Below are 21648 nucleotides of genomic sequence, written 5' to 3'. Positions count from 1 at the left end.
TGCTGTGACTTACTTCGACGACGACGACCTTGCCGCCTCCGCTGACCACTCGGCTGCGGGCGGACATGGTAAGCACCACAAGGTGGACAGGCCGCGGATTGAAGCGGCAGTGCGTGAGATCCTGCTGGCTATCGGCGAGGATCCGGACCGCGGTGGGCTGCAGGATACGCCCAAGCGCGTAGCCAAGGCCTATGCGGAGATGTTCGCCGGCCTGCACCAGGATCCGGCAGGCGTTCTCGCCACCACCTTCGACCTCGACCACGAGGAACTGGTGCTGGTGAAGGACATCCCGTTCTACTCAACATGCGAGCACCACCTGGTTCCGTTCCACGGCGTGGCCCACGTTGGCTACATCCCCTCGCACGACGGGAGGGTGACGGGCCTGAGCAAGCTGGCACGGCTGGTGGACATCTACGCCCGCCGTCCCCAGGTCCAGGAACGGCTCACCACGCAGATCGTCGAAGCGCTGGTCACATTCCTCAAGCCGCGCGGAGCCATCGTGGTGGTGGAATGCGAACACATGTGCATGTCCATGCGCGGCATCCGCAAGCCCGGGGCCAAAACCGTCACAAGCGCGGTCCGCGGGCAACTTCATGACCCGGCCACCCGTGCCGAAGCCATGAGCCTCATCATCGGAAGGTAACAAACAGACTATGGATTCCCTAGCTGCAGCACCTGGAACCGGACCCGCAACATCCCCGCTGCCCGTTCTGCGCAAACCGCGGCGGGCTGCCAAATATGAAGACCTGCCCACCGGCCGCACCCTCGTGATGGGCGTCCTCAACGTCACCCCGGACTCGTTCAGCGATGGCGGCCAGCACCCGACGGCGGACAGCGCTATCGCTGCCGGCCTCCGGATGTTTTATGCCGGAGCTGACATCATCGACGTCGGCGGTGAGTCCACCCGTCCGGGAGCCGAGGATGTCAGCCCCGAAGAGGAGCAGCGCCGCGTCCTGCCCGTCATTGGGGCTCTGGTCAAGGCCGGTGCCCTGGTGAGCATCGACACCACCCATACCTCCACGGCCGAAGCTGCGCTCGACGCGGGAGCTGCGATCATCAACGATGTCTCGGGTCTGACCATCGAGCCGGGAATGGCCGAACTGGTGGCCAAAAGCAAGGTGCCGTACGTCCTGACCCACCGCCGCGGCGACGCGAAGACCATGACTTCCCTGACGGAGTACGACGACGTTGCGAACGACGTCGTTGCGGAGCTGAGCGGCGTACGGGACAAGTTGTACGCCGCCGGGGTGCTGCCGGAGCAGATCATCATTGACCCGGGCATCGGCTTCTCCAAGACGGACGAGCAAAACTGGGAGCTGCTGGGGAACCTCGACCGGCTTGAGGCCATGGGCCACAAGATCCTGGTGGGCGTCTCACGCAAGCGCTTCCTGGGCACGCTTCTGAGCGTGTCCGGTAAGGCTGCGCTCCCGGAGGAACGCGACGCCGCCACCGCGGCCATCACGGCGATCACCGCCGCCCGCGGCGTCTGGGCAGTGCGCGTGCACGACGTCGGTCCCAGCCTGGACGCAGTCAAGGTCGCCGCACGCATGTCCGCGCCGCATCCCGGCCGCTGACGACGAAGGGCTGAGCGCAAAGACCATGGACAGGATCTCACTGAGCGGTGTCACCGCCACCGGCTACCACGGGGTGCTCGATTTTGAGCGCCGCGAGGGCCAGCCGTTTGTGGTTGATGCCGTGCTGCACCTGGACTTCAGCCAGGCCGCGGCATCCGACGACGTCAGGGATACCGCCCACTATGGGGAAGTGGCCGGGCGGATCACGGACTGGATCACCGGTGAGCCCCTGAACCTGATCGAGGCGCTGGCCGTGCGGATGGCCGAAGGCCTGCTCAGGGAATTCAAGATCGAGGCCGTCGAGATCACGGTCCACAAGCCGAAGGCACCCATCGAGGTCCCGTTCGGGGACGTGGCCGTGAGCGTCTACCGGGAGCGAACATGAGCCCGGTGCCCACGAACGCCCGGTACACGCGGGCGGTCCTCGCCCTGGGCAGCAACCTGGGGGCGCGCAATGACACGCTGTCCGAAGCTGTTGCGGATCTTGTGGACCGGCCGGAAGTGCGGCTCCTCGCCGTCTCTCCGGTGGTGCAGACCAAGGCGGTGGGCGGCCCGGAAGGCCAGCCCGACTTCCTGAACATGGTGATTTCCGTCGAGACGTCCCTGGAGCCGCTTGATCTCCTGAGGCACTGCCAGTCAGTCGAAAACAAGCACCACCGGGTCCGTGCGGTGCATTGGGGGCCGCGGACCCTTGACGTGGACATCATCGTCTACGGAGACGTGGAAAGCTCCGATCCCGTGCTGACCCTGCCGCACCCCCGGGCGGCGGAGCGGGCCTTCGTGCTTTACCCGTGGTCCCTGATCGAGCCGGCGGCCACCCTGAACGGGGAGCGGATCGGCGAGCTCGCAGCCAAAGCCGCCGACTTCCCGGGCCTCACCCCGTTTGATGGGTTCGGAGACTTTAATGGCGTGCCCACAGCGGGGGCGGTGGAATAGCAGTGAAGCCCATGAATCCGCTGCTGCTCGCGGCAGTCGGCCTGGCCGTGGCCCTTGCGGGCTGGTCCGCTGCCGTCCTTACCGGACGGTACGGCATGGCCACTCCGGTGCTGCCGCCCACCGGCCTCGTGACCATGGGCGTGATCGTGGTCCTCACGCTGGTGTTGGGCATCCGGGTGCTGCGCTGGCGGAACGGCAAGAAGAAGAAGATGCTGAACCCGATTCTGGCCGCCTGGACGCTGGTCCTGGCCCAGGCGTGCGCCTACACTGGCGCGATGCTGCTGGGCTGGCACGCGGGGATCTTCGTGGAGCAGATGCGGATCTGGAACCTTCGAAGCAGCCAGGAACTCACGTGGCTCGCTCTTGGCATGGGTGCAGGCGGGCTGGTCATGATCGTGGTGGGACTCGTCGTCGAACGTTTCTGCAGGATCCCGCCCGAAGACGGAGAAGACGCGGCGAAGGGGCTGCCGGGCCACCCGCGCCCCGGCAAGGCCAAAGGGGAAGGCGAATATGCCTACCGCGGCGATTGATCCGCCCGGGATCATCTGGCTTCGCGTATCCCCTAAGTACGTCACCGTCCGGCTGGTGGAGTGGGCCGTGGGCAACCTCATCACCATCGCGTTCATGAGCCTTCCCCTGGTCTTTGTCCTGCTCGACTGGTGGTCCTGGCCGCCCTTGTGGCTGGCCATCGCGGTCCCGGCGTTCCTGCTGGTGCTCGCCCTGTGGCGCTTGGTGCTTATTCCGCGCCAGGTCCGTGCGATCGGCTACGCGGAGCGCGACGACGACCTCCTGATCCGCGGCGGCATCTTCTTCCAGCGCGTCATGGTGGTGCCGTATGGGCGGATGCAGTACGTGGACATCAGCGTGGGGCCGGTGGAGCGCAGCCTGGGGCTGTGCACACTCAAGCTGTACACGGCATCCGCTGGAACCAGCGCCTCGATCCCTGGGCTGCCCGCCGAGGAAGGGGCGCGGCTACGGGAACAGCTCTCAGCGCGCGGTGAAGCCAGGCTGGCCGGACTGTGACCGTGCCCGGGCCCTCTTCCGGAAAGCCCGACGGCGAGTGGCTCCGGGTGCATCCGGCGTCCCCTTTCGTGCGGGGCTGGCTGGCGCTGGTCGCCATCGGGTATTTCTTCGGACGTGAATCCTTCGAGCGGATGCTCCAGGGCCAGCCCATTTTTGATGACCGGATCGCGGGGAGTGCCCCGTGGCTCCTCGCCGTCGGCGCCCTGATGCTGCTGCTGGCGGTCTCCGGATTCATCCTGTCCTGGTACTTCACCCGGTATCAGGTGGCCGAGGGCTATGTCCGGGTCAATACTGGCTTCCTGTTCAAGCAGCAGCGGCAGGCCCGCCTGGACCGGGTGCAGGCGATCGACATCGTCCAGCCGCTGCTGGCCAGGATCTTCGGGCTGGCGGAACTGAAGTTCGAGGTGGCCGACTCCACCGAGTCCGCAGTACGGCTTGCCTACCTCCGCATGGACGACGCCCGGCAGCTGCGCGCCACCATCCTGGCCCGGGCTTCGGGCGCGAAGCTGGATCCTGCACAGGCCGAAGAACCCGCACCGGAGGCTCCGGAATTCGAGGTGCTGCAGGTCCCGCCGTCGCGCCTTATCGGATCCCTGCTGCTCAGTGAGCAGAGTGTCTTCATTGCGCTGGGCGGCGTGGTGTCCGTGGTGCTGTCCGCTGTCACCGAAAACCGGGGCTTCTTCCTGTACCTGGTTCCTGCGGTGCTGGGCCTGTTTGCCTCCTACTGGGGGTCGTTCCACAAGGGTTACAACTTCACGGCGGCCATTTCCCCGGACGGCATCCGGCTCCGCTACGGGCTGCTGGATACCCAGGCGCAGACGCTCCCGCCGGGCCGGATCCAGGCACTGAAAGTCGTGCAGCCGCCGCTGTGGCGCGTTTTCGGCTGGTACCGGATGCAGGTCAACGTTGCCGGGTACGGCGCCGTGGGAAACAACGGCGAGGCGGGAGCACGCACCACCCTGATGCCGGTGGGCAAAATCGACGACGTTTTCAACATGCTGTCCCTGGTCCTGCCGGACCCGGGAACGACCGACCCCCTAGGTGTTTTCCAGGCAGGGCTGGACGGTCTGGATTCCGACGGCGGCTTCGTCACCACACCGCACCGCGGCCGCTTCCTCGCCCCTCTCGGATGGCGGCGGAACGGCTTCACGGCCACGGATACCGCCCTCCTGATTCGCTCGGGGCGCTGGTGGCGGCAGCTGGTGGTCGTCCCGCATCAGCGCACCCAGTCGATGGCGCTGCACCAGGGCCCGCTGGCGCGCCGGTTCGGGCTGGCGGACCTCCTCCTGCACACCACAGCCGGCCCGGTGACCCCACGCGTGATCCAGGCCGGGGTGGACGAGGCACGGGCCCTCTTTGACAACCAGGCCGCCCGTGCCCGTGCCGCCCGCAAGCGCCAGACCAGCGAACAGTGGCTCGCGCAGGTGGCCCCACCGCTGGTTGAGTACCCCCCGCTGGTTGAGCCTGTCGAAACCAGGGAAGCCGCTGAAACCCTCGATCTCGACAAGCTCGATCAGCGGAATGGACCCAATCAGCAGAATTCTCCCGATCAACGGACTTCCCATCCACCTCAACAGGAAGGGCCGCAACGTGGCTAAGCCCGGACGCCTTGGCGTTGGAATCATCGGTGCCGGCAAAGTAGGCGCCGTCCTCGGGGCTGCGCTGCGCGCGGCCGAGCACGCCGTCGTCGGGGTTTCGGCCGTGTCGGACGCAAGCCGGGAACGGGCGGAAACACTGCTCCCCGGCGTACCCGTCCTGGACGTGCAGGACATCGTGGAACGCTCGGAACTGGTGGTCCTCGCCGTGCCGGACGACGCCCTTGGCGGGCTGGTCCAGGGACTGGCCAAGCTCGGCGCCTGGCAGCCAGGCCAGCTCGTGGCGCATACGTCGGGCCGCTTCGGCGTCGGAATCCTGCATCCCGTCCGCGCCGCCGGTGCCGTTCCGCTGGCCCTGCACCCGGCCATGACTTTCACCGGCATGAGCCTTGACCTGACCCGGCTCCTGGACTGCACGTTCGGCGTCACGGCGGACGCCGCCATGCTGCCCATTGCCCAGGCCCTGGTGGTGGAAATGGGGGCCGAGCCCGTGGTGGTCGCCGAAGCCGACCGGATCATTTACCACGCAGCCCTGGCCCACGGCTCGAACCACCTCGTCACCCTCGTGGCGCAAGCGTCGCAGCTGCTCGGCGAAGTGGGCGTGGACAATCCCGAACGCATGCTGGGACCGCTGCTGAGGGCTACCCTGGAGAACGCCCTTGCCTCAGGCGAGTCGGCGCTGACCGGCCCCGTGGCCCGGGGCGATGCGGGGACCGTCGCGGCGCATGCGCGTGCCCTGCGGGAGTACGACGGCGGTGCCGGCGGCGACATCCTCGCAGCGTACCTGGCGATGGCGCAGGCCACCGCGCGGCGGGCCGAAGGCAGAGGGCTCTTGAAACAGGACCAGCTGGAGGGCATCCGTGACGCCCTTGCAGATACAGATGAAGACGGCCCCACGGCCGATGGAGGACGCTGACATGGCAATCCGACTCGTTACCACCGCAGCGTCCCTTCGCGCCCAGAGCCGTCTGCTCCTGACCCAAAAACAAGGCTCGTCCTTAGGGCTGGTGCCCACGATGGGCGCCCTGCACGAGGGGCACGCACGGCTGGCGCGGACCGCCGTCGAACAGAACGACGTGGTGGTGACCTCCATTTTCGTGAACCCTCTGCAGTTCGGCGAGGCCGTGGACCTCGAACGGTATCCGCGGACGCTCGACGCGGACCTGGCGCTGCTGGAGGCTCAGGGGGTCGACCTGGTGTTCGCCCCCTCGGTGGAGGAGATGTACCCGAGCGGGCAGCCGAAGGTGCGGATCACCTCCGGCCCACTCGGGGAAAAGTGGGAGGGGGCGTCGCGCCCGGGGCATTTCGACGGGGCGCTGACGGTCGTGGCCAAGCTGCTCCACCTCGGAATACCCGCTACCGGCCTTCCCGGGGCGAATGCGTTCGTCACCGGCTCCAAGGGAGGGCTTCCCGCCTACCGGGCCTACTTCGGGCAAAAGGACGCCCAGCAGCTCGCCCTGGTCAAGCAGATGGTGACGGACCTGAATTTCCCGGTGGAAATCGTTGGCATTCCCACCGTCCGGTCAGCAGACGGGTTGGCGCTGTCCAGCCGGAACCGCTTCCTCTCAGCCGAGGAACGCGATGCCGCGCTGGTCCTGCCGCGGGCGCTGCGGCTCCTCGAGGAACGGGCCAACGCCCGCAAGCCCTTGGAGGTGGAATCGGCCCAGGCTCTGATCGAATCCCAGCCGCTGGTGGAACTGGACTACCTGGAAGTCGTGGACCCCCAGACGCTGGAACCACTGGCCGAAAACTGCAGGGAAACCCCCTTCCGCGGCGAAGCACTGGCCATCGTCGCGGCCAAGGTTGGTGGAGTGCGCCTCATTGACAACCTCCCGCTGAGCTCCTAGGGGCGGCCCGGCCTGCTCCCCTCTCCGGTGCCCCTTTTGCAACTGAGTCCGTGTACGGGGAATGTCGGGGGACACTAGACTGTTGGAGTCTGCAGCGGCGCTGCCCGCAGGCAACCATTCCAAAACTCCCTGAGGGTCTCTCCATGTCTAACGAAGTCACATCAAATACCCATGGCGAGCCCGGGCGTGAGCCTGCCGGCGCCGGGACAGCCATTCAACAGACGGATGCCCCAGGCCTGAAGCCGGGTGCCCCCGCGCCGGCGCCCACCGGCGACAGGATGTCCCGCGAGTCGGTCACCGTCATCGTCACACTGCTCGTGGCCACATTCGTGGTGATCCTCAACGAGACCATCATGAATGTTGCCCTGCAGCGGCTCATGGTGGACCTTCGCGTGGACGCGCCCACGGTGCAGTGGCTGTCCACGGGGTTCATGCTCACCATGGCCGTCGTGATTCCGACCACCGGCTTCATCCTGCAGCGGCTGTCCACACGCGCCGTCTTCCTGCTGGCCATGGGGCTTTTCACGGGCGGAACCGCCCTGGCTGCCGTGGCGCCCGGCTTCCCGGTGCTCCTGCTCGCCCGGATCATCCAGGCCGGCGGCACCGCAATCATGCTGCCACTCCTGATGACCAGCATCCTCACACTTGTTCCACTGGCACGGCGCGGCACCGTCATGGGCAATGTCAGCATTGCGATCTCCGTGGCCCCGGCCATGGGCCCGACGGTCTCCGGCTTCATCCTTCAGCACTTCTCGTGGCGCTTCATGTTCGTCTTCGTGCTGCCCATCGCGCTGGCGGCGCTGGCGATCGGCGCGCGGTACCTGACCAATGTCGGTGAGACGGAGAAATCCAGGCTCGACTTCCTGTCCGTAGTGCTGACCATCCCCGCATTCGGCGGCCTGGTCTACGGCCTCAGCCAGATCGGCGGCGGCCACGGCGGCAACGGCGGACCGGGCACGCTTGCCGTGACGGCGCTGGTGGTCGGTGTCGCGGGCCTCGTGGCGTTCGTGCTGCGCCAGCTGCAGCTGCAGAAGTCCGAGGCGCCGCTGCTGGACCTGCGGGCCTTCAACTTCCGGATGTTCACCGTATCCGTGCTGCTGCTGGTCGTGGCCATGATTGCCCTCTTCGGCGCCGTGATCCTGCTGCCGCTCTACCTCCAGGAGATCCGCGGCCTGAAATCCCTCGAGACCGGCCTCGCGCTGCTGCCCGGCGGCCTTGCCATGGGCCTGCTCGGCCCGTTCATCGGCCGGCTGTTCGACAAGCTGGGACCCCTGCCGCTCACTGTGACCGGTTCGACCCTTATGGTGCTGGTGCTGTGGCAGTTTTCAATGCTCGACGCCGGTACTCCGGTCTGGTGGATCGTCACCCTTCACGTCGGCCTGAGCTTCGGGCTCGCGCTGGTGTTCACCCCGGCCTTCACCACCGGGCTCAACCCGTTGCCGCCGCACCTGTACTCCCATGGTTCCGCCATCATGAGCACGCTGCAGCAGGTTGCCGGTGCCGCCGGGACGGCGCTGCTCGTGTCCATTTTCGCCGTGGTTTCGGCAGTTTCGGGGCTCGTTGCGGGAATGAGCGCCGCCTTCCTGACCGCGACGGCGATAGCCCTTGCCGCCGTCGTCCTCGCCGCGATGATGCGCAAGACGGCGGGCAGCGAAGCCGCAGCACCCGCCGCCCACTAACCCCGTTAAGCGCGGACAGACACTCACGCCCACCCCCTCAGCGCGAACTGGCATGTAATGCCCTATATTTCCCTTTTTGAGGGCGTTACGTGCCTGTTCGCGCAAGGGAGGCGCGGGGAAACGGCGGCGGACGAGGCAGCTCAGCCGGCGAAGAATTCGCTCAGTTCGGTGACGAGTTTGTCCGGGGCGCGGTTGACGCCGTCGTGCCCGAATCCGGGCAGGATGGTGTAGCTGGAACCGGACAGGACGTCGTGGATCTGGCCACAGGCCACTCCGAAGTAGGCCGGGCTCTTCTCACCCACGATGATGAGCGTCTCGAGCGGCAGTTGGAGGAACGGCTCGGCAGGCATGTCGGCAGCAATGATGGCCTTGATTTCGCGGACGCCGGTGCGCATCATCTCGCGCTGCTGCTTGCCCATCGAGGTGCCTGCTGTGAGCTTGTTCGCCAGGGTCAGCATGGACAGCGGCATCCGCGACGAGAAGGGACCGCCAGCCTCAAGTCCCCGCTGCAGTACGGCGAGGGCCCTGTCGTCGTCTCCGGCCGCCGTCGCGCGTTCGTATTCCGTGGTCCAGTCGGCCTTGACGCTGTGATTCACCGACACCGCGGGATCGTAAACCGCGAGCCGTTCCACCGGGAGCGTCCGGGCGGCGTGAAGGGCCACGGCCCCGCCGAAGCTGTGGCCGAAAACGTCGGTACTGGACGTGTGTTTCATGACGGCGTCGAGATCTCGGATGTCCACGTCCAGGGTGTAGTCGCCCGGCTGCTCGGAGGATGCTCCGCGGCCGCGGCGATTGAAGGTGTGGACCGGACGGCCGAGTTCGGCGCTCAGTTTTTGGGCGAAGCGGGTGTAGTCGGCGGCCGTGACCATGGAGGAGATGACCACCACGACGCCGGAGCCCGCCGAGGCGAGTTCCGCGCCCGTGCTGAACAGCTCAAGTTTGCCGCCGTCGGGTGTGCTGATGATCTCGCGCGTCATGCTCCGAGCCTATCCGAGGTGGCGCCCCGCTTACAGCCGCGTCACGCACGGAAGTACTCCGGAATGTGGGACATCACTGCGTCAACGGCCGCCGATGCGCGGCAGCTACCGCCGTCGGCGGCGCCTCAGTGGCTGGATGCCGCCGTCGGTGCCGTTCAGGAAGCGCGCGATCCGGACGGCCAGCCGTTTCCCGGGACGGATGGGGCCTTCGTGTAGCTGTCCCGGCACCACCGCGAACTCGATTGCTGGAACGGCTGCGGCCAGCTGACGTCCGGTCTCGGCGAAATATCCCGGGCTCCAGCCGCCGCTGAGCATGAGGGTGGGGGTGCTGAGGCCGGTGAAGTCGTCCAGCTCGGCGTTGGCATCGAGCACAGCCCGCATTTCCTTAACGGCGGTGGGCAGGAGCTGCCGCATTTCAGCGCCAAGGTTGGTCCGGGCCGACATGATGCTCAGCATCCGCAGCGCTCCCAGCGGCAGGTAGGACACCGGTCCCGCCGTCGACAGCCCCTGGACCAGGTGCGCCCACGCGTGGTTGAGCTGGCCCTCGATCACAGCTTCTTCCAGCTGCGGACGCCACCGATGGTTCAGATTGCCGGACAGGGACAGTGCGGCGTCATAGGTCACGAGCCTGCGGAGCGGAAAACTGCGTGCCGCCTGCAAAGCCACAAAACCGCCGTAGCTGTGGGCCACAACGTCTTCTGACCCGGTTGCGCGCATCACGGCGGCAAGGTCGCTGACCTCGGTGGCGGCGGAATACCCGTCCGGCTGCGGCGCGGACGCCCCTCGCCCCCGACGGTTGTAGCAGTGCACCGGCCGGCTGAGCAGGAGGCTGAGTTTCCGCGCGAAGGGCCGGTAGAGGGCGTCGGTCACCAGGGTGCCGTGGATAACGACGACGCCGGGCGCCTCCGTTATGGGCGGGTCACCATCGGCGGCGGTGGGGCCGGGAGCGGTGCGGAACGCTGCCGGGCCGCCATCAGCCGGGGTGAGCAGCCCGGGCCGGAAGGAATGCACCTCCAGCCGGCCACCGTCGTCCGTTTCAACAGTCCACGTCTCCACAGCCCGAGTCTATGCCCCGCCCCTGACGCGTTTACGGCAGGTCGAAGGGGTGCCGAGGGAGCCCGAAAACCGCGCGGGTCAAGTCCCGGTAAACTTGATGCTTGTGACTTCCCAAAACACCCCCGCCCCCAAGAATGCCCCAGAGCCGCTCGACGCCAGCGAGCAGATGCGCATCCGCATGGACAAGCGCGCCAAGCTGATCGAACGCGGCACCGAGGCGTATCCGGTGGGTGTCGAGCGGACGCATTCGCTCAGCGAAATCCGTGAAAAGTACGCACACCTGGAAGCCGACGACACCACCGGGGACGTCGTGGGCGTGACCGGCCGCGTGGTCTTCGTCCGCAACACCGGCAAGCTGTGCTTCGCCACCCTCCAGGAAGGCGGCGTTGACGGCAAGGGCACCCGTCTGCAGGCCATGCTCAGCCTCGCCAACGTCGGCGAGGAAGCGCTCGCGGACTGGAAGGCCCTGGTGGACCTCGGCGACCACGTTTTCATCAAGGGTGAGGTCATCTCCTCCCGCCGCGGCGAGCTCTCCGTCATGGCCGACTCCTGGTCCATGGCGTCCAAGGCGCTGCGCCCGCTGCCGGTACTGCACGCCGAGCTGAACGAGGAAACCCGCGTCCGCCAGCGCTACGTGGACCTCATGGTGCGCGACGAAGCCCGCGAAATGGTCTACACGCGTGCCGCGATCACGCGCTCAATCCGCGAAAGCCTGCACCGCCACAACTATGTGGAGGTGGAAACACCCATCCTCCAGCTGGTCCACGGCGGAGCGCTGGCACGCCCGTTCGAGACCCACATGAACGCCTTCGACCAGAAGATGACCCTGCGCATCGCCACCGAGCTGTACCTGAAGCGCGCCGTGGTGGGCGGGATCGACCGCGTCTACGACATGGGCCGCGTCTTCCGCAACGAGGGCGTGGACTCCACCCACAGCCCCGAATTCACCACGCTTGAGTGCTACGAGGCCTGGGCCGACCAGTTCGTCATGGCGGACCGCATCAAGGAGATCATCCTCGACGCCGCGGATGCCGTGGGCGCCGGACGCATCCTGCAGACCGAGGGAGGGGAAATCAACCTCGACGGCGACTGGGCCTGGCTGTCTGTGTTCCCCGGGCTTTCCGAGGCCGTAGGCCAGGAGATCACCCCGGAGACTCCCTTGGAGGAGCTGCGTGCGGTGGCGGAGAAGCACGAAGTCAAGGTGGACCCCAAGTGGGACGCCGAGAAGCTGGCCGTGGAGCTGTTCGGCGAGATCGTGGAGCCCACGCTGCTGAACCCGACCTTCGTCTACGACTACCCGCCGTCCGCCCAGCCGCTGGCGCGTCCGCACCGTAAGGACGGCCGCCTGATCGAGGCCTGGGACCTCATCATCGGCGGCATGGAGCGCGGCACCGCCTTCTCCGAGCTCATCGACCCCGTCATCCAGCGGGAACGCCTCACGGAGCAGTCGCGGCACGCTGCCGCCGGTGATGTCGAGGCCATGCAGCTGGATGAGGACTTCCTGCGAGCCCTCGAGTACGGTGCGCCTCCCATGGGCGGCATCGGCCTGGGCATCGACCGCCTGGTGATGCTCTTCACCGGCGCCGGCATCCGGGAGACCATCCTGTTCCCGCTCCTGAAGCCCGAGGGCCACTGATCATGGAGTACGTAGCCGTACTTCTGCCTTCCCTGGTGGTGGGCCTGCTCTTCTGGTTCGCCATGAAGTCGATCTTCAATGCGGACAGGGCGGAGCGCCAGGCTGAGGCACGGGCGCAGGCTGAGGCCGACGCTAATGCCCGCGCGCAGGCCGAGGCTTCGGGCGACGCGCGGGCCCAGGCCGAGACACCCAAAAAAACGCCGCCGGGGACCCGCCCGGATTCACAGCCAGACGGCCGCCAGGTATTTCCGCCGGCCGACCCTTCGGGCCCCCCGGCCGAATCCGACAAATAGCGGGCACCTTTCTTCTTCCTGCGTCCCAAGGAACCAAAGCGTGTTTTGACGCGTTGCCATAATTGGGGAGATACTTCAAGTGGAAACATCCTGCTTTTCTGATCACACGTCCCTTTCCAAAAGAGAGAAATTCTGATGGCACAGAAAGTAAATATCGTCCTCGTGGACGATCTGGATGGGGGATCGGCGGACGAAACCGTCCGTTTTGGGTTGGATGGCGTCAGTTATGAAATCGACCTGTCATCTGCCAACGCTTCAGAACTACGGTCGGCGCTGGAACGCTTTGTTTCGGCCGCCCGCAAAACGTCCGGAGGACGCCCTGCCCGCACCAGGGCAGCAGGCGGACGCAGCCAGGACTCTGCACAGATACGCCAGTGGGCCAGGGACCACGGCTACACGGTTAATAGCCGCGGCCGTATCCAGGCTGATATCCAGGAAGCGTACCAAAAGGCAAATTCCTAGATTGCTGAAGTTCTGAAGATAAGGGCGGAGCCTCCGGTATACCGGGGGCTCCGCCCTTTAATCATGTGGGCCCACAGGCGGGCTTTAATCAACGGCCTCCTTTGTCTGGAAGATTCTCGTTACCCCCAACAATCCCGTTACCCCCACCATTCTCTTTGCCCCCAAGAATCGGCGCAGGAAGGCAAACTCCGCTGATCCCAACATTGCGGGGCGCCGCTGCCGATAGTTTTGCCAAGGGCAAATGCGGGATTTTCCCATGCTGGGCCCGGCAAACCCTTATTGCGCTCCCGGTTGCCGCTGTGTCGACGGCTGGCGACCGGGGTATGTGGCCTCGGTGAGGCACCGTTTCCGGCCGCGGGGAGCTGGCTCCAACGGCCCACCGGAGATGGGCCGCAAGGGCCACGGTTTCCCCTGTGGCGAACAAGCTCCCCAAGTCGTGCCTCCCCCACGTAGCATCAAAGTACGTCGTAGCTAGGAGTGTGGCGAAATGTTTGAGCGATTTACGGACCGTGCCCGTCGCGTAGTTGTGCTTGCCCAAGAAGAGGCACGCATGCTGAACCACAATTACATTGGTACCGAACACATCCTCTTGGGTCTGATCCACGAAGGTGAGGGCGTTGCCGCCAAAGCTCTTGAGTCCTTGAGCATTTCGCTCGACGGCGTCCGCGAGCAGGTGCAGGAGATCATCGGTCAGGGCCAGCAGGCCCCCTCCGGCCACATCCCCTTCACCCCCCGTGCAAAGAAGGTGCTTGAGCTCTCGCTCCGCGAGGCCCTGCAGCTCGGCCACAACTACATCGGCACGGAGCACATCCTGCTGGGGCTCATCCGCGAGGGTGAGGGCGTTGCGGCCCAGGTGCTGGTGAAGCTCGGCGCAGACCTCAACCGGGTCCGCCAGCAGGTCATTCAGCTGCTGTCCGGCTACCAGGGCAAGGAGAGCACTGGTGCTGGCGTCGGCCAGGGCCAGGCTGAAGGCACCCCTGCGGGCTCGGTGGTGCTGGACCAGTTCGGCCGGAACCTGACGCAGGCCGCCCGGGAGAACAAGCTGGACCCGGTCATTGGACGCGAGCAGGAAATGGAACGCGTCATGCAGGTCCTTTCCCGCCGCACTAAGAACAACCCGGTGCTGATCGGTGAGCCCGGCGTCGGCAAGACCGCCGTCGTCGAGGGCCTGGCCCAGGCGATTGTCCGCGGAGACGTCCCGGAGACCATCAAGGACAAGCAGTTGTACACGCTGGACCTCGGGTCCCTCGTTGCAGGCTCCCGGTACCGCGGCGACTTCGAAGAGCGGCTGAAGAAAGTCCTCAAGGAGATCCGCACCCGTGGCGACATCATCCTGTTCATCGACGAGATCCACACACTCGTGGGTGCCGGTGCCGCAGAAGGTGCCATCGATGCGGCCTCGATCCTGAAGCCCATGCTGGCCCGCGGTGAGCTGCAGACCATCGGCGCCACCACGCTGGATGAGTACCGCAAGCACATCGAGAAGGATGCTGCCCTCGAGCGCCGCTTCCAGCCCATCCAGGTCAAGGAGCCCTCGGTTGCGCACGCGATCGAAATCCTCAAGGGCCTGCGTGACCGTTACGAGGCCCACCACCGCGTCACGATCACCGACGGCGCCCTCGCCTCGGCAGCGAACCTCTCCGAACGCTACATTTCGGACCGTTTCCTGCCGGACAAGGCTATCGACCTGATCGACGAAGCCGGCGCCCGGCTCCGCATCCGCCGGATGACCGCTCCGCCGGAACTCAAGGAGATGGACGAACGCATCTCCGTGCTGAAGATGGAGAAGGAGTCCGCGATTGACGCGCAGGACTTCGAAGGTGCCGCTGCGCTGCGCGACAAAGAGCAGAAGCTCATTACCGAGCGCTCGGAGAAGGAACGCCACTGGAAGACCGGGGGCATGGACGACATCTCCGAGGTTGACGAGGACCTGATCGCAGAAGTCCTGGCGAACTCCACGGGCATCCCGGTGTTCAAGCTGACCGAGGAAGAGTCCTCGCGCCTGCTGAAGATGGAAGACGAGCTGCACAAGCGTGTGGTCGGCCAGGACGAGGCCATCAAGGCCCTGTCCCAGGCCATTCGCCGCACCCGTGCAGGTCTGAAGGACCCGAAGCGTCCCGGTGGTTCGTTCATCTTCGCCGGCCCTACCGGCGTCGGCAAGACCGAGCTGGCCAAGGCCCTCGCCGAGTTCCTGTTCGGTGACGAGGACGCCCTGATCACGCTGGACATGTCCGAGTACTCCGAGAAGCACACGGTTTCGCGGCTCTTCGGTGCCCCTCCGGGCTACGTCGGCTACGAAGAGGGCGGGCAGCTCACCGAGAAGGTCCGCCGCCGTCCGTTCTCCGTGGTCCTGTTCGACGAAGTGGAGAAGGCCCACGCGGACCTCTTCAACTCGCTGCTGCAGATCCTTGAAGACGGCCGCCTGACCGACTCCCAGGGCCGCGTGGTGGACTTCAAGAACACGGTGATCATCATGACCACCAACCTCGGCACCCGGGACATCTCCAAGAGTGTCGCTACCGGCTTCCAGTCCGGCACCGACACCCAGACCGGCTACAACCGGATGCGGGCGCGGGTCACCGAAGAGCTCAAGCAGCACTTCCGCCCCGAGTTCCTGAACCGTGTTGACGACGTCGTGGTGTTCCCGCAGCTGACCCAGGAAGAGATCATCGAGATCGTGGACATGTTCGTGACGCGCCTCGAGAAGCGCCTCAAGGACAAGGACATGGGCATCGAACTGACCAAGGCGGCCAAGGTTCTCCTGGCCACCCGCGGTTACGATCCCGCGATGGGTGCCCGGCCGTTGCGCCGCACCATCCAGCGCGAGATCGAGGACCAGCTGTCCGAGAAGATCCTGTTCGGCGAGCTGCACTCCGGAGACATCGTCGTGGTCGACGTCGACGGCGAAGGAGACGACGCCAAGTTCACCTTCGCCGGCAACGCCAAGCCACGCATCCCGGAGATCGCTCCGAGCGCCTAGGATCTTCAGCCGCACTCCACTCCTTGGAGGCCCCGTCCGCACCCGAAAGGGAGCAGTCGGGGCCTCCTTCGTTAACCGGCTGTGGGCAGGGCCGGTCGTGAGGGTGCGGGCCGGTCGTGCGGGTGCAAGCCAGGGCCGGCCGTGGGCAGACCTGAATTCACTGGTAGTGAACGCCTCTGTGATCCAGAGCACAGGCAGTGTTGAATCGGCACATGGCATCTGAAGACGCAGCGACCCTGCGCGACCAACCGGCGACCCCCTTCCACGACCTCGACCATTACCTGGCGATCCCGCGCGTCAGCGGCCTGACTCTGAGCCCTGACGGGAGGCGGCTGGTCACCACCGTCTCCACGCTCAACAGCAAAGGCACGGAGTACGTCACGGCGCTGTGGGACGTCGATCCAGCCGGCGAGCGGCAGGCCCGCCGGATCACGCGCAGCGCCAAAGGCGAAGCCGGTGCCGTGTTCGCAGCCAACGGAGACGTCTACTTCACCTCGGCCCGGCCCGACCCGGACAGCACAGACGCCGACGGCGAGCCGGTGAGCGCCCTCTGGCTCCTGCCAGCCGGCGGCGGCGAGGCCCGGGTGGTGCTGTCGCGGGCAGGCGGTGTGGAGAAGGTCATGGCGGCGAGGAACGCCGACGCCGCGTTCGTCATGGCTTCGGTGCTCGCAGGGTCCACAGACGAGGACAACGACGCCGAACGCCGCAAGGCCCGCAAGGACAACAAGGTGGCGGCCATCCTGCACAGCGAGTATCCCGTGCGCTACTGGGATGCGGACCTCGGCCCCGCCCAGCCGCGCCTCTTCGCCGTGGAGCCGGAGCCGGACAAAGAACCGGGAAAGCCGGGCACGGTGGACAGTGCAGCACCCCTGAAGCTGAGGAACCTCACTCCCGATGCGGGGTCCCGGCTCCGTGAAGCCGAGTCGGTGGTCAGCCCGGACGGCAAAACCATCTACACAAGCCTCATCAAGCCGCTGCCCAAGGCGGACCTCCGTTCGGTCCTCGTTGCCGTGGACGTCGCCACGGGCATCCAGAAGGTCCTCCTCGACCAGGAAGGCATGAGCTACTTTCCCGGTCCGGTCAGCCCGGACGGTCGGTATCTCGCCGTCCTGAGTGAAAGCGACACCACGCCCCAGGAGGCCCCGCACCTCAGGCTCCACCTGCTCGACGTGGGCCCAGACGCGGACAGTGACAGCCTCACGCCGCTGGCTCACGACTGGGACCGCTGGCCGCACCCTGAGGCCTGGCTGCCGGATGGCTCTGCGCTGCTGGTCACCGCGGACGACGACGGCGCCTCCCCGCTTTTTAGCGTCACTGTTGCGGGAGGAGCCGCCCAGGGGAGTGTCGGCCGGGTGACGCAGGATGCTGCGGCATATATCGACGTCGTGGTTTCACCGGACGGCAATAGCGCGTACGCGCTGCGCAGTTCCTATGAGTTCCCGTCCGAGCCGGTGCGCATCGATCTCGCCACAGGCACAGTCACGAGGCTCCCTGCGCCGGCTGGGCGGCCGCAGTTTGAGGGGTCACTGGAACGAGTGGAAACGACGGCGGCGGACGGCACCCGCGTTCCGGCGTACCTCGCCCTGCCGGCAGGGGCTTCAATCGACAGCCCGGCACCACTCCTCCTTTGGATCCACGGGGGACCGCTTGCATCCTGGAACGCGTGGACGTGGCGCTGGAATCCCTGGCTGCTCACGGCCAAGGGCTACGCTGTGCTCCTCCCCGACCCTGCCCTGTCCACCGGGTACGGCCAGGCCTACGTCCAGCGGGGCTGGGGCGGTTGGGGCCGCGCGCCCTTCAGCGATCTCATGGCCATCACGGACTCCGTGGTGCAGCGGCCGGACATTGACGAAACGAGGACAGCCGCGATGGGCGGATCCTTCGGCGGCTACATGGCAAACTGGGTGGCCGGGCAGACGGACCGGTTCAGGGCGATCGTGACCCACGCGAGCCTCTGGGCGCTGGACCAGTTCGGGCCCACGACCGATGCGTCACAGTACTGGCTCAAGGAAATGACGGCGGAGACGGCGCTGGAGAACTCGCCGCACCTGCATGTGGACAACATCAGGACGCCCATGCTCGTGATCCACGGCGACAAGGACTACCGGGTGCCCATCGGCGAAGGTCTGCGGCTCTGGTATGAACTGCTGTCCCGGTCCCAGCTCGCCGCCGACGAAAACGGGCAGACCAGCCACCGCTTCCTGTTCTACCCCGATGAGAACCACTGGATCCTGCAGCCGCAGCACGCAAAGGTCTGGTACGGCGTGGTTGAGCACTTCCTCGCCAAGAACGTGCTGGACCAGGACATCGCGCTGCCTGCCGAACTGGGCCTGTGAGCCTGCCTTTCACAGCCCCCGCCGTAAGATGGGGGCTGTGACTGACTCCTTCACCATCCGCCCCGCCCGCACCAGCGACGTGGCGGCCATCAAGAGACTCGTGGCTCCCCTTGCCGAGCAGCGGATCCTGATGGCCAAGGAGACCGTGGCGTACTACGAGAGCCTGCAGGAGTTCCGGATCGCGGAGTCGGCCGAGGGCGAGGTGATCGGCTGCGGCGCTCTGCACGTCATGTGGGAGGATCTCGCGGAGGTCCGCACGCTGGCGGCCTCCGACGCCTGGCGCGGCAAAGGCGTGGGCCACGTCCTTGTGGAAACCCTGCTGGAGGCTGCGGCAGCGCTCGGAGTCTCGCGGGTGTTCTGCCTGACGTTCGAGGTGGACTTCTTCAAGCGGCACGGCTTTGAAGTGATGGCCGACCAGTCCGCGCTGGATCCGGAGGTGTACTCGGAACTGCTGCGCTCGCATGACGAAGGCGTTGCGGAATTCCTGGACCTCGCACGGGTCAAGCCGAATACGCTGGGCAACACCCGGATGATCAAGACCCTCTAGGATCCTTCGCTGACTCCCGGACTGCGTGTCCGGATATCCAGTCACCCCTTCCTTTTTGTACATTTGCTGGATAAACTTTCGGAACGCCGGAAGGGACTGGCATTTGGGGGCTGTCCCTTCCGGCGCTCCCTGCGGCATGGCCGCGCCGGGTTTGGGCACACGCGGCAGCCGGAGCTACCGAAGGGCGGATGCCGGTAGTAGGGTCAAAAGCACATCCTGACCGATGTCAGTGACGAAGCAACCAGAGCCCAGGAGCCCGGCCGTGAAAAAGCTCATCAATGACCCCCGCGCTGTGGTGGACGAGTCAGTGGAAGGATTTGGGCTTGCCCATGCCGACCTCGTGCGCGTCAACGCAGAGCCCAAGTATGTGGCCCGCCGGGATGCTCCCGTGGTGGGCAAAGTCGGTCTTGTTTCCGGCGGGGGCAGCGGGCACGAACCGCTCCACTCAGGTTTTGTTGGCCTCGGCATGCTCGACGCCGCGGTGCCCGGTGCCGTCTTCACCTCACCCACGCCGGACCAGATCATTCCGGCCACCCTCGCCGTAAGTTCCGGCGCCGGGGTAGTCCATATCGTCAAGAACTACACCGGCGACGTCCTGAACTTCGAGACCGCGGCCGAGATGGCCCAGGCGGAAGGGGTGGAGGTCCGCACGGTGCTGGTCAATGACGACGTCGCGGTGGAGGATTCCCTCTATACTGCCGGCCGAAGGGGAGTGGGCGGAACGGTGCTGGTCGAGAAGATTGCCGGAGCCGCGGCCGAGCGTGGTGATGACCTCGATGCCGTCACCGCCATCGGGGACCGCGTGAACCAGAATGTCCGGACCATGGGCGTGGCGCTCTCGGCGTGCACCGTTCCGCACTCGGGCTCGCCGAGCTTCGACCTTGCAGACAATGAAATCGAGATCGGCATCGGCATCCACGGTGAGCCGGGCCGCCACCGGCTTCCCATGGAAGCTGCGGACGCCATTACCGATCGCTTATTGGAGCCGGTACTGGGAGACCTCGGCCTCGCCTCCAGAGATAAAGTCCTCCTGTTCGTCAACGGCATGGGCGGCACGCCGCTGAGCGAGCTCTACATTGTGTACCGCCGCGCCGCCCAGGTCCTCGCCGAACGGGGTGCCCTGGTGGAACGCTCGCTCGTGGGCAACTACATCACGTCCCTCGAAATGCAGGGCTGCTCCATCTCCGTGCTGCGGCTTGACGACGAACTCACGGCACTGTGGGATGCGCCTGTGCACACGCCTGCCCTGCGATGGGGGGTGTGACGGTGGCATTGGACGTTACCTGGGCCGTCAAATGGCTGACTCTGTCAGCGCAGGCCATGGCCGAGCACCGTGTCGAGCTCATCGAACTGGACAGGGCCATTGGCGACTCCGATCACGGCGAGAACATGGACCGCGGCTTCCAGGCCGTGCTGGACAAACTGGCTGAGGCGCCGCCCGAGACCCCCGGGGCTGCCCTCAAGCTGACAGCCATGGCACTGATGTCAAAGGTGGGCGGTGCCGCCGGCCCGCTCTACGGCACGGCGTTCCTGCGGGCGGCAACGGCCCTTGGTGATGCCGCGTATATCGACGCCCCGGCGCTGGCAGCGGCGCTCGGAGCTGCGCGGGACGGCATAGTGGCCCGGGGCAAAGCCGAGTCCGGCGACAAGACCATGGTGGATGCGTGGACACCGGCCGTCGAGGCAGCCACGGCGGCGGCAGCCGACGGCGACACACTGGCTGTGCTGATCGCTGCAGCAGAGGCAGCCGAGGCCGGAGCCATAGCCACCGATCCCCTCGTGGCCCGGAAGGGGCGCGCAAGCTACCTCGGCGAGAGAAGTGCCGGGCACCGTGATCCCGGTGCGGCCTCCAGCGCACTGATCCTTCGCGCTGCGGCGGGAGCCGCCGCATGACGGTGCGGATCGTGGTGGTTTCCCATAGCGACAAGATTGCCGACGGCGCCGTGGAACTGGCCGCGCAAGTGGCACCGGATGTGATGATGGTGTCGGCCGGGGGAACCTCCGACGGCAGGATCGGCACCAGCCTTGAGAAGGTGATGGCCGCCCTGGAGCAGACAACAGGCGGCGACGGCGTACTGGTGCTTACCGATCTGGGTTCCGCCGTCATGACCGCCGAGTCCGCCCTGGAATTTGCCGGCGAACCGGCGGATGTGCTCCTCGCCGACGCGCCCATCGTGGAGGGCCTTGTGGCGGCGGCGGTGGCAGCCCAGGGCGGCGCCAATCTGCGTGCTGTCAGACGGGCGGCCGAGGCGATCCAGGGGTATTCACGGCCCCAGGACGAAGCGCATCTCCCGGAAGGCGCTCGTGCCCCAGCCGGTGCGCCTTCCCGGGCCGTGGCCGCCTCTGCTGATGCCGTTGCAGCGGACGGACGGACACGCCCGGACGCGACGGGCGACTTTGAGCTCGTGAACCTCGCGGGCATGCACGCCAGGCCCGCGGCCAAGATCGCCGGCGGCTTGTCCGGGATGGACGTTGAGGTCACTGTGAACGGAGTGGACGGGGCCTCGATGACCGGTCTTATGACCCTTGGGGCAGGCAGGGGCACGGTTCTGCATGTCGAGGCGTCCGGTCCGGATGCCGAGCGCGCAGTCGAATACGTGGGCGGTCTGGTCAGGGCGGGCTTTGGGGAACCCTGACGGCCAGGCCCTGCATGCCCCGGCATCCTGGCGGCCTCGCAAGCTTGGCGGCATGGCGCCCGGGCGCCTGG

The 21648-nt window shown here is 66.4% G+C and carries 21 protein-coding genes; 19 read left to right on the top strand and 2 right to left on the bottom strand.

Going from position 1 to position 21648, the window contains the following annotated elements:
* Window positions 1-4 precede the first annotated feature (4 nt).
* The 10 genes from folE to J7E80_RS08965 all read left to right on the top strand — a co-directional run bounded on the left by folE (window position 5) and on the right by J7E80_RS08965 (window position 8654).
* Window positions 5-643, top strand: coding sequence for a GTP cyclohydrolase I FolE (folE, locus tag J7E80_RS09010; protein WP_215051135.1), 639 nt, complete (start codon window positions 5-7; stop codon window positions 641-643).
* A 10-nt stretch (window positions 644-653) separates the two neighbouring features.
* Window positions 654-1574 carry a dihydropteroate synthase gene (folP, locus tag J7E80_RS09005; protein WP_215051134.1) on the top strand — a complete coding sequence of 307 codons (921 nt, stop codon included), beginning with the start codon at window positions 654-656 and terminating at the stop codon, window positions 1572-1574.
* A 25-nt stretch (window positions 1575-1599) separates the two neighbouring features.
* A complete protein-coding gene (folB, locus tag J7E80_RS09000) occupies window positions 1600-1959 on the top strand; it encodes a dihydroneopterin aldolase (protein ID WP_215051133.1) in 360 nt (119 codons plus the stop codon).
* A complete protein-coding gene (gene folK, locus J7E80_RS08995) occupies window positions 1956-2510 on the top strand; it encodes a 2-amino-4-hydroxy-6-hydroxymethyldihydropteridine diphosphokinase (protein WP_215051132.1) in 555 nt (184 codons plus the stop codon). The genes folB and folK overlap by 4 nt, the downstream gene beginning before the upstream one ends.
* 2 nt (window positions 2511-2512) lie before the next feature.
* Window positions 2513-3040, top strand: coding sequence for a DUF3180 domain-containing protein (locus tag J7E80_RS08990; protein WP_215051131.1), 528 nt, complete (start codon window positions 2513-2515; stop codon window positions 3038-3040).
* Window positions 3021-3533 carry a PH domain-containing protein gene (locus J7E80_RS08985; protein WP_215051130.1) on the top strand — a complete coding sequence of 171 codons (513 nt, stop codon included), beginning with the start codon at window positions 3021-3023 and terminating at the stop codon, window positions 3531-3533. The genes J7E80_RS08990 and J7E80_RS08985 overlap by 20 nt, the downstream gene beginning before the upstream one ends.
* 2 nt (window positions 3534-3535) lie before the next feature.
* Window positions 3536-5131, top strand: coding sequence for a PH domain-containing protein (locus tag J7E80_RS08980; RefSeq protein ID WP_396020738.1), 1596 nt, complete (start codon window positions 3536-3538; stop codon window positions 5129-5131).
* On the top strand, window positions 5124-6044 hold the full coding sequence (locus J7E80_RS08975) for a Rossmann-like and DUF2520 domain-containing protein (protein WP_215051128.1): 921 nt from the start codon (window positions 5124-5126) through the stop codon (window positions 6042-6044). The genes J7E80_RS08980 and J7E80_RS08975 overlap by 8 nt, the downstream gene beginning before the upstream one ends.
* 1 nt (window position 6045) lies before the next feature.
* Window positions 6046-6975 carry a pantoate--beta-alanine ligase gene (locus J7E80_RS08970; RefSeq protein ID WP_215051127.1) on the top strand — a complete coding sequence of 310 codons (930 nt, stop codon included), beginning with the start codon at window positions 6046-6048 and terminating at the stop codon, window positions 6973-6975.
* A 143-nt stretch (window positions 6976-7118) separates the two neighbouring features.
* Window positions 7119-8654, top strand: a complete 1536-nt coding sequence (locus J7E80_RS08965; RefSeq protein WP_215051126.1) for an MDR family MFS transporter — start codon at window positions 7119-7121, stop codon at window positions 8652-8654.
* Between the two features lie 140 nt (window positions 8655-8794).
* Here the strand turns inward: J7E80_RS08965 and J7E80_RS08960 are convergent, their stop codons facing one another.
* Together J7E80_RS08960 and J7E80_RS08955 are read right to left on the bottom strand one after the other, a co-directional pair.
* Window positions 8795-9631, bottom strand: a complete 837-nt coding sequence (locus tag J7E80_RS08960; RefSeq protein ID WP_215051125.1) for an alpha/beta fold hydrolase — start codon at window positions 9629-9631, stop codon at window positions 8795-8797.
* A 105-nt stretch (window positions 9632-9736) separates the two neighbouring features.
* Window positions 9737-10687, bottom strand: coding sequence for an alpha/beta fold hydrolase (locus J7E80_RS08955; protein ID WP_215051124.1), 951 nt, complete (start codon window positions 10685-10687; stop codon window positions 9737-9739).
* Window positions 10688-10784: 97 nt separating this feature from the next.
* Here J7E80_RS08955 and lysS point away from each other — a divergent pair, with 97 nt between their 5' ends.
* The 9 genes from lysS (at window position 10785) to dhaM (ending at window position 21577) form a co-directional block, all read left to right on the top strand.
* On the top strand, window positions 10785-12323 hold the full coding sequence (gene lysS / locus J7E80_RS08950) for a lysine--tRNA ligase (RefSeq protein ID WP_215051123.1): 1539 nt from the start codon (window positions 10785-10787) through the stop codon (window positions 12321-12323).
* 2 nt (window positions 12324-12325) lie between these two features.
* Window positions 12326-12616, top strand: coding sequence for a hypothetical protein (locus J7E80_RS08945; protein WP_215051159.1), 291 nt, complete (start codon window positions 12326-12328; stop codon window positions 12614-12616).
* Between the two features lie 135 nt (window positions 12617-12751).
* A complete protein-coding gene (locus tag J7E80_RS08940) occupies window positions 12752-13078 on the top strand; it encodes an Lsr2 family protein (protein WP_215051122.1) in 327 nt (108 codons plus the stop codon).
* A 487-nt stretch (window positions 13079-13565) separates the two neighbouring features.
* Entirely contained in the window at window positions 13566-16058 is a 2493-nt protein-coding gene (locus J7E80_RS08935) for an ATP-dependent Clp protease ATP-binding subunit (RefSeq protein ID WP_215051121.1), read from the top strand.
* Window positions 16059-16270: 212 nt separating this feature from the next.
* Window positions 16271-18394 (top strand): prolyl oligopeptidase family serine peptidase, encoded by a 2124-nt coding sequence (locus J7E80_RS08930; RefSeq protein ID WP_215051120.1) that lies wholly within the window; start codon window positions 16271-16273, stop codon window positions 18392-18394.
* A gap of 37 nt (window positions 18395-18431) precedes the next feature.
* Entirely contained in the window at window positions 18432-18941 is a 510-nt protein-coding gene (locus J7E80_RS08925; protein ID WP_215051119.1) for an amino-acid N-acetyltransferase, read from the top strand.
* A 262-nt stretch (window positions 18942-19203) separates the two neighbouring features.
* Window positions 19204-20205: a dihydroxyacetone kinase subunit DhaK gene (dhaK, locus tag J7E80_RS08920; RefSeq protein WP_215051118.1), complete on the top strand. Its 1002-nt coding sequence runs from the start codon at window positions 19204-19206 to the stop codon at window positions 20203-20205.
* A gap of 2 nt (window positions 20206-20207) precedes the next feature.
* Window positions 20208-20834: a dihydroxyacetone kinase subunit DhaL gene (gene dhaL, locus J7E80_RS08915; RefSeq protein WP_215051157.1), complete on the top strand. Its 627-nt coding sequence runs from the start codon at window positions 20208-20210 to the stop codon at window positions 20832-20834.
* Window positions 20831-21577 carry a dihydroxyacetone kinase phosphoryl donor subunit DhaM gene (dhaM, locus tag J7E80_RS08910; RefSeq protein ID WP_215051117.1) on the top strand — a complete coding sequence of 249 codons (747 nt, stop codon included), beginning with the start codon at window positions 20831-20833 and terminating at the stop codon, window positions 21575-21577. Before dhaL ends, dhaM begins: the two co-directional genes overlap by 4 nt.
* Window positions 21578-21648 lie beyond the last annotated feature (71 nt).

Origin of the sequence: Arthrobacter sp. ISL-28 (assembly GCF_018613875.1) — a bacterium.
Classification (GTDB): Bacteria; Actinomycetota; Actinomycetes; order Actinomycetales; family Micrococcaceae; genus Arthrobacter.
Note: the sequence above shows the minus strand (reverse complement) of the source record. Positions and strands in the feature narration are given on the sequence as shown.

Coding starts and splice junctions, on each gene's coding strand:
- folP (WP_215051134.1), top strand. CDS start 654: ATGGATTCCCTAGCTGCAGCACCTGGAACCGGACCCGCAACATCCCCG.
- folB (WP_215051133.1), top strand. CDS start 1,600: ATGGACAGGATCTCACTGAGCGGTGTCACCGCCACCGGCTACCACGGG.
- folK (WP_215051132.1), top strand. CDS start 1,956: ATGAGCCCGGTGCCCACGAACGCCCGGTACACGCGGGCGGTCCTCGCC.
- J7E80_RS08985 (WP_215051130.1), top strand. CDS start 3,021: ATGCCTACCGCGGCGATTGATCCGCCCGGGATCATCTGGCTTCGCGTA.
- J7E80_RS08970 (WP_215051127.1), top strand. CDS start 6,046: ATGGCAATCCGACTCGTTACCACCGCAGCGTCCCTTCGCGCCCAGAGC.
- J7E80_RS08965 (WP_215051126.1), top strand. CDS start 7,119: ATGTCTAACGAAGTCACATCAAATACCCATGGCGAGCCCGGGCGTGAG.
- J7E80_RS08960 (WP_215051125.1), bottom strand. CDS start 9,631: ATGACGCGCGAGATCATCAGCACACCCGACGGCGGCAAACTTGAGCTG.
- lysS (WP_215051123.1), top strand. CDS start 10,785: ATGCTTGTGACTTCCCAAAACACCCCCGCCCCCAAGAATGCCCCAGAG.
- J7E80_RS08945 (WP_215051159.1), top strand. CDS start 12,326: ATGGAGTACGTAGCCGTACTTCTGCCTTCCCTGGTGGTGGGCCTGCTC.
- J7E80_RS08940 (WP_215051122.1), top strand. CDS start 12,752: ATGGCACAGAAAGTAAATATCGTCCTCGTGGACGATCTGGATGGGGGA.
- J7E80_RS08935 (WP_215051121.1), top strand. CDS start 13,566: ATGTTTGAGCGATTTACGGACCGTGCCCGTCGCGTAGTTGTGCTTGCC.
- J7E80_RS08930 (WP_215051120.1), top strand. CDS start 16,271: ATGGCATCTGAAGACGCAGCGACCCTGCGCGACCAACCGGCGACCCCC.
- dhaM (WP_215051117.1), top strand. CDS start 20,831: ATGACGGTGCGGATCGTGGTGGTTTCCCATAGCGACAAGATTGCCGAC.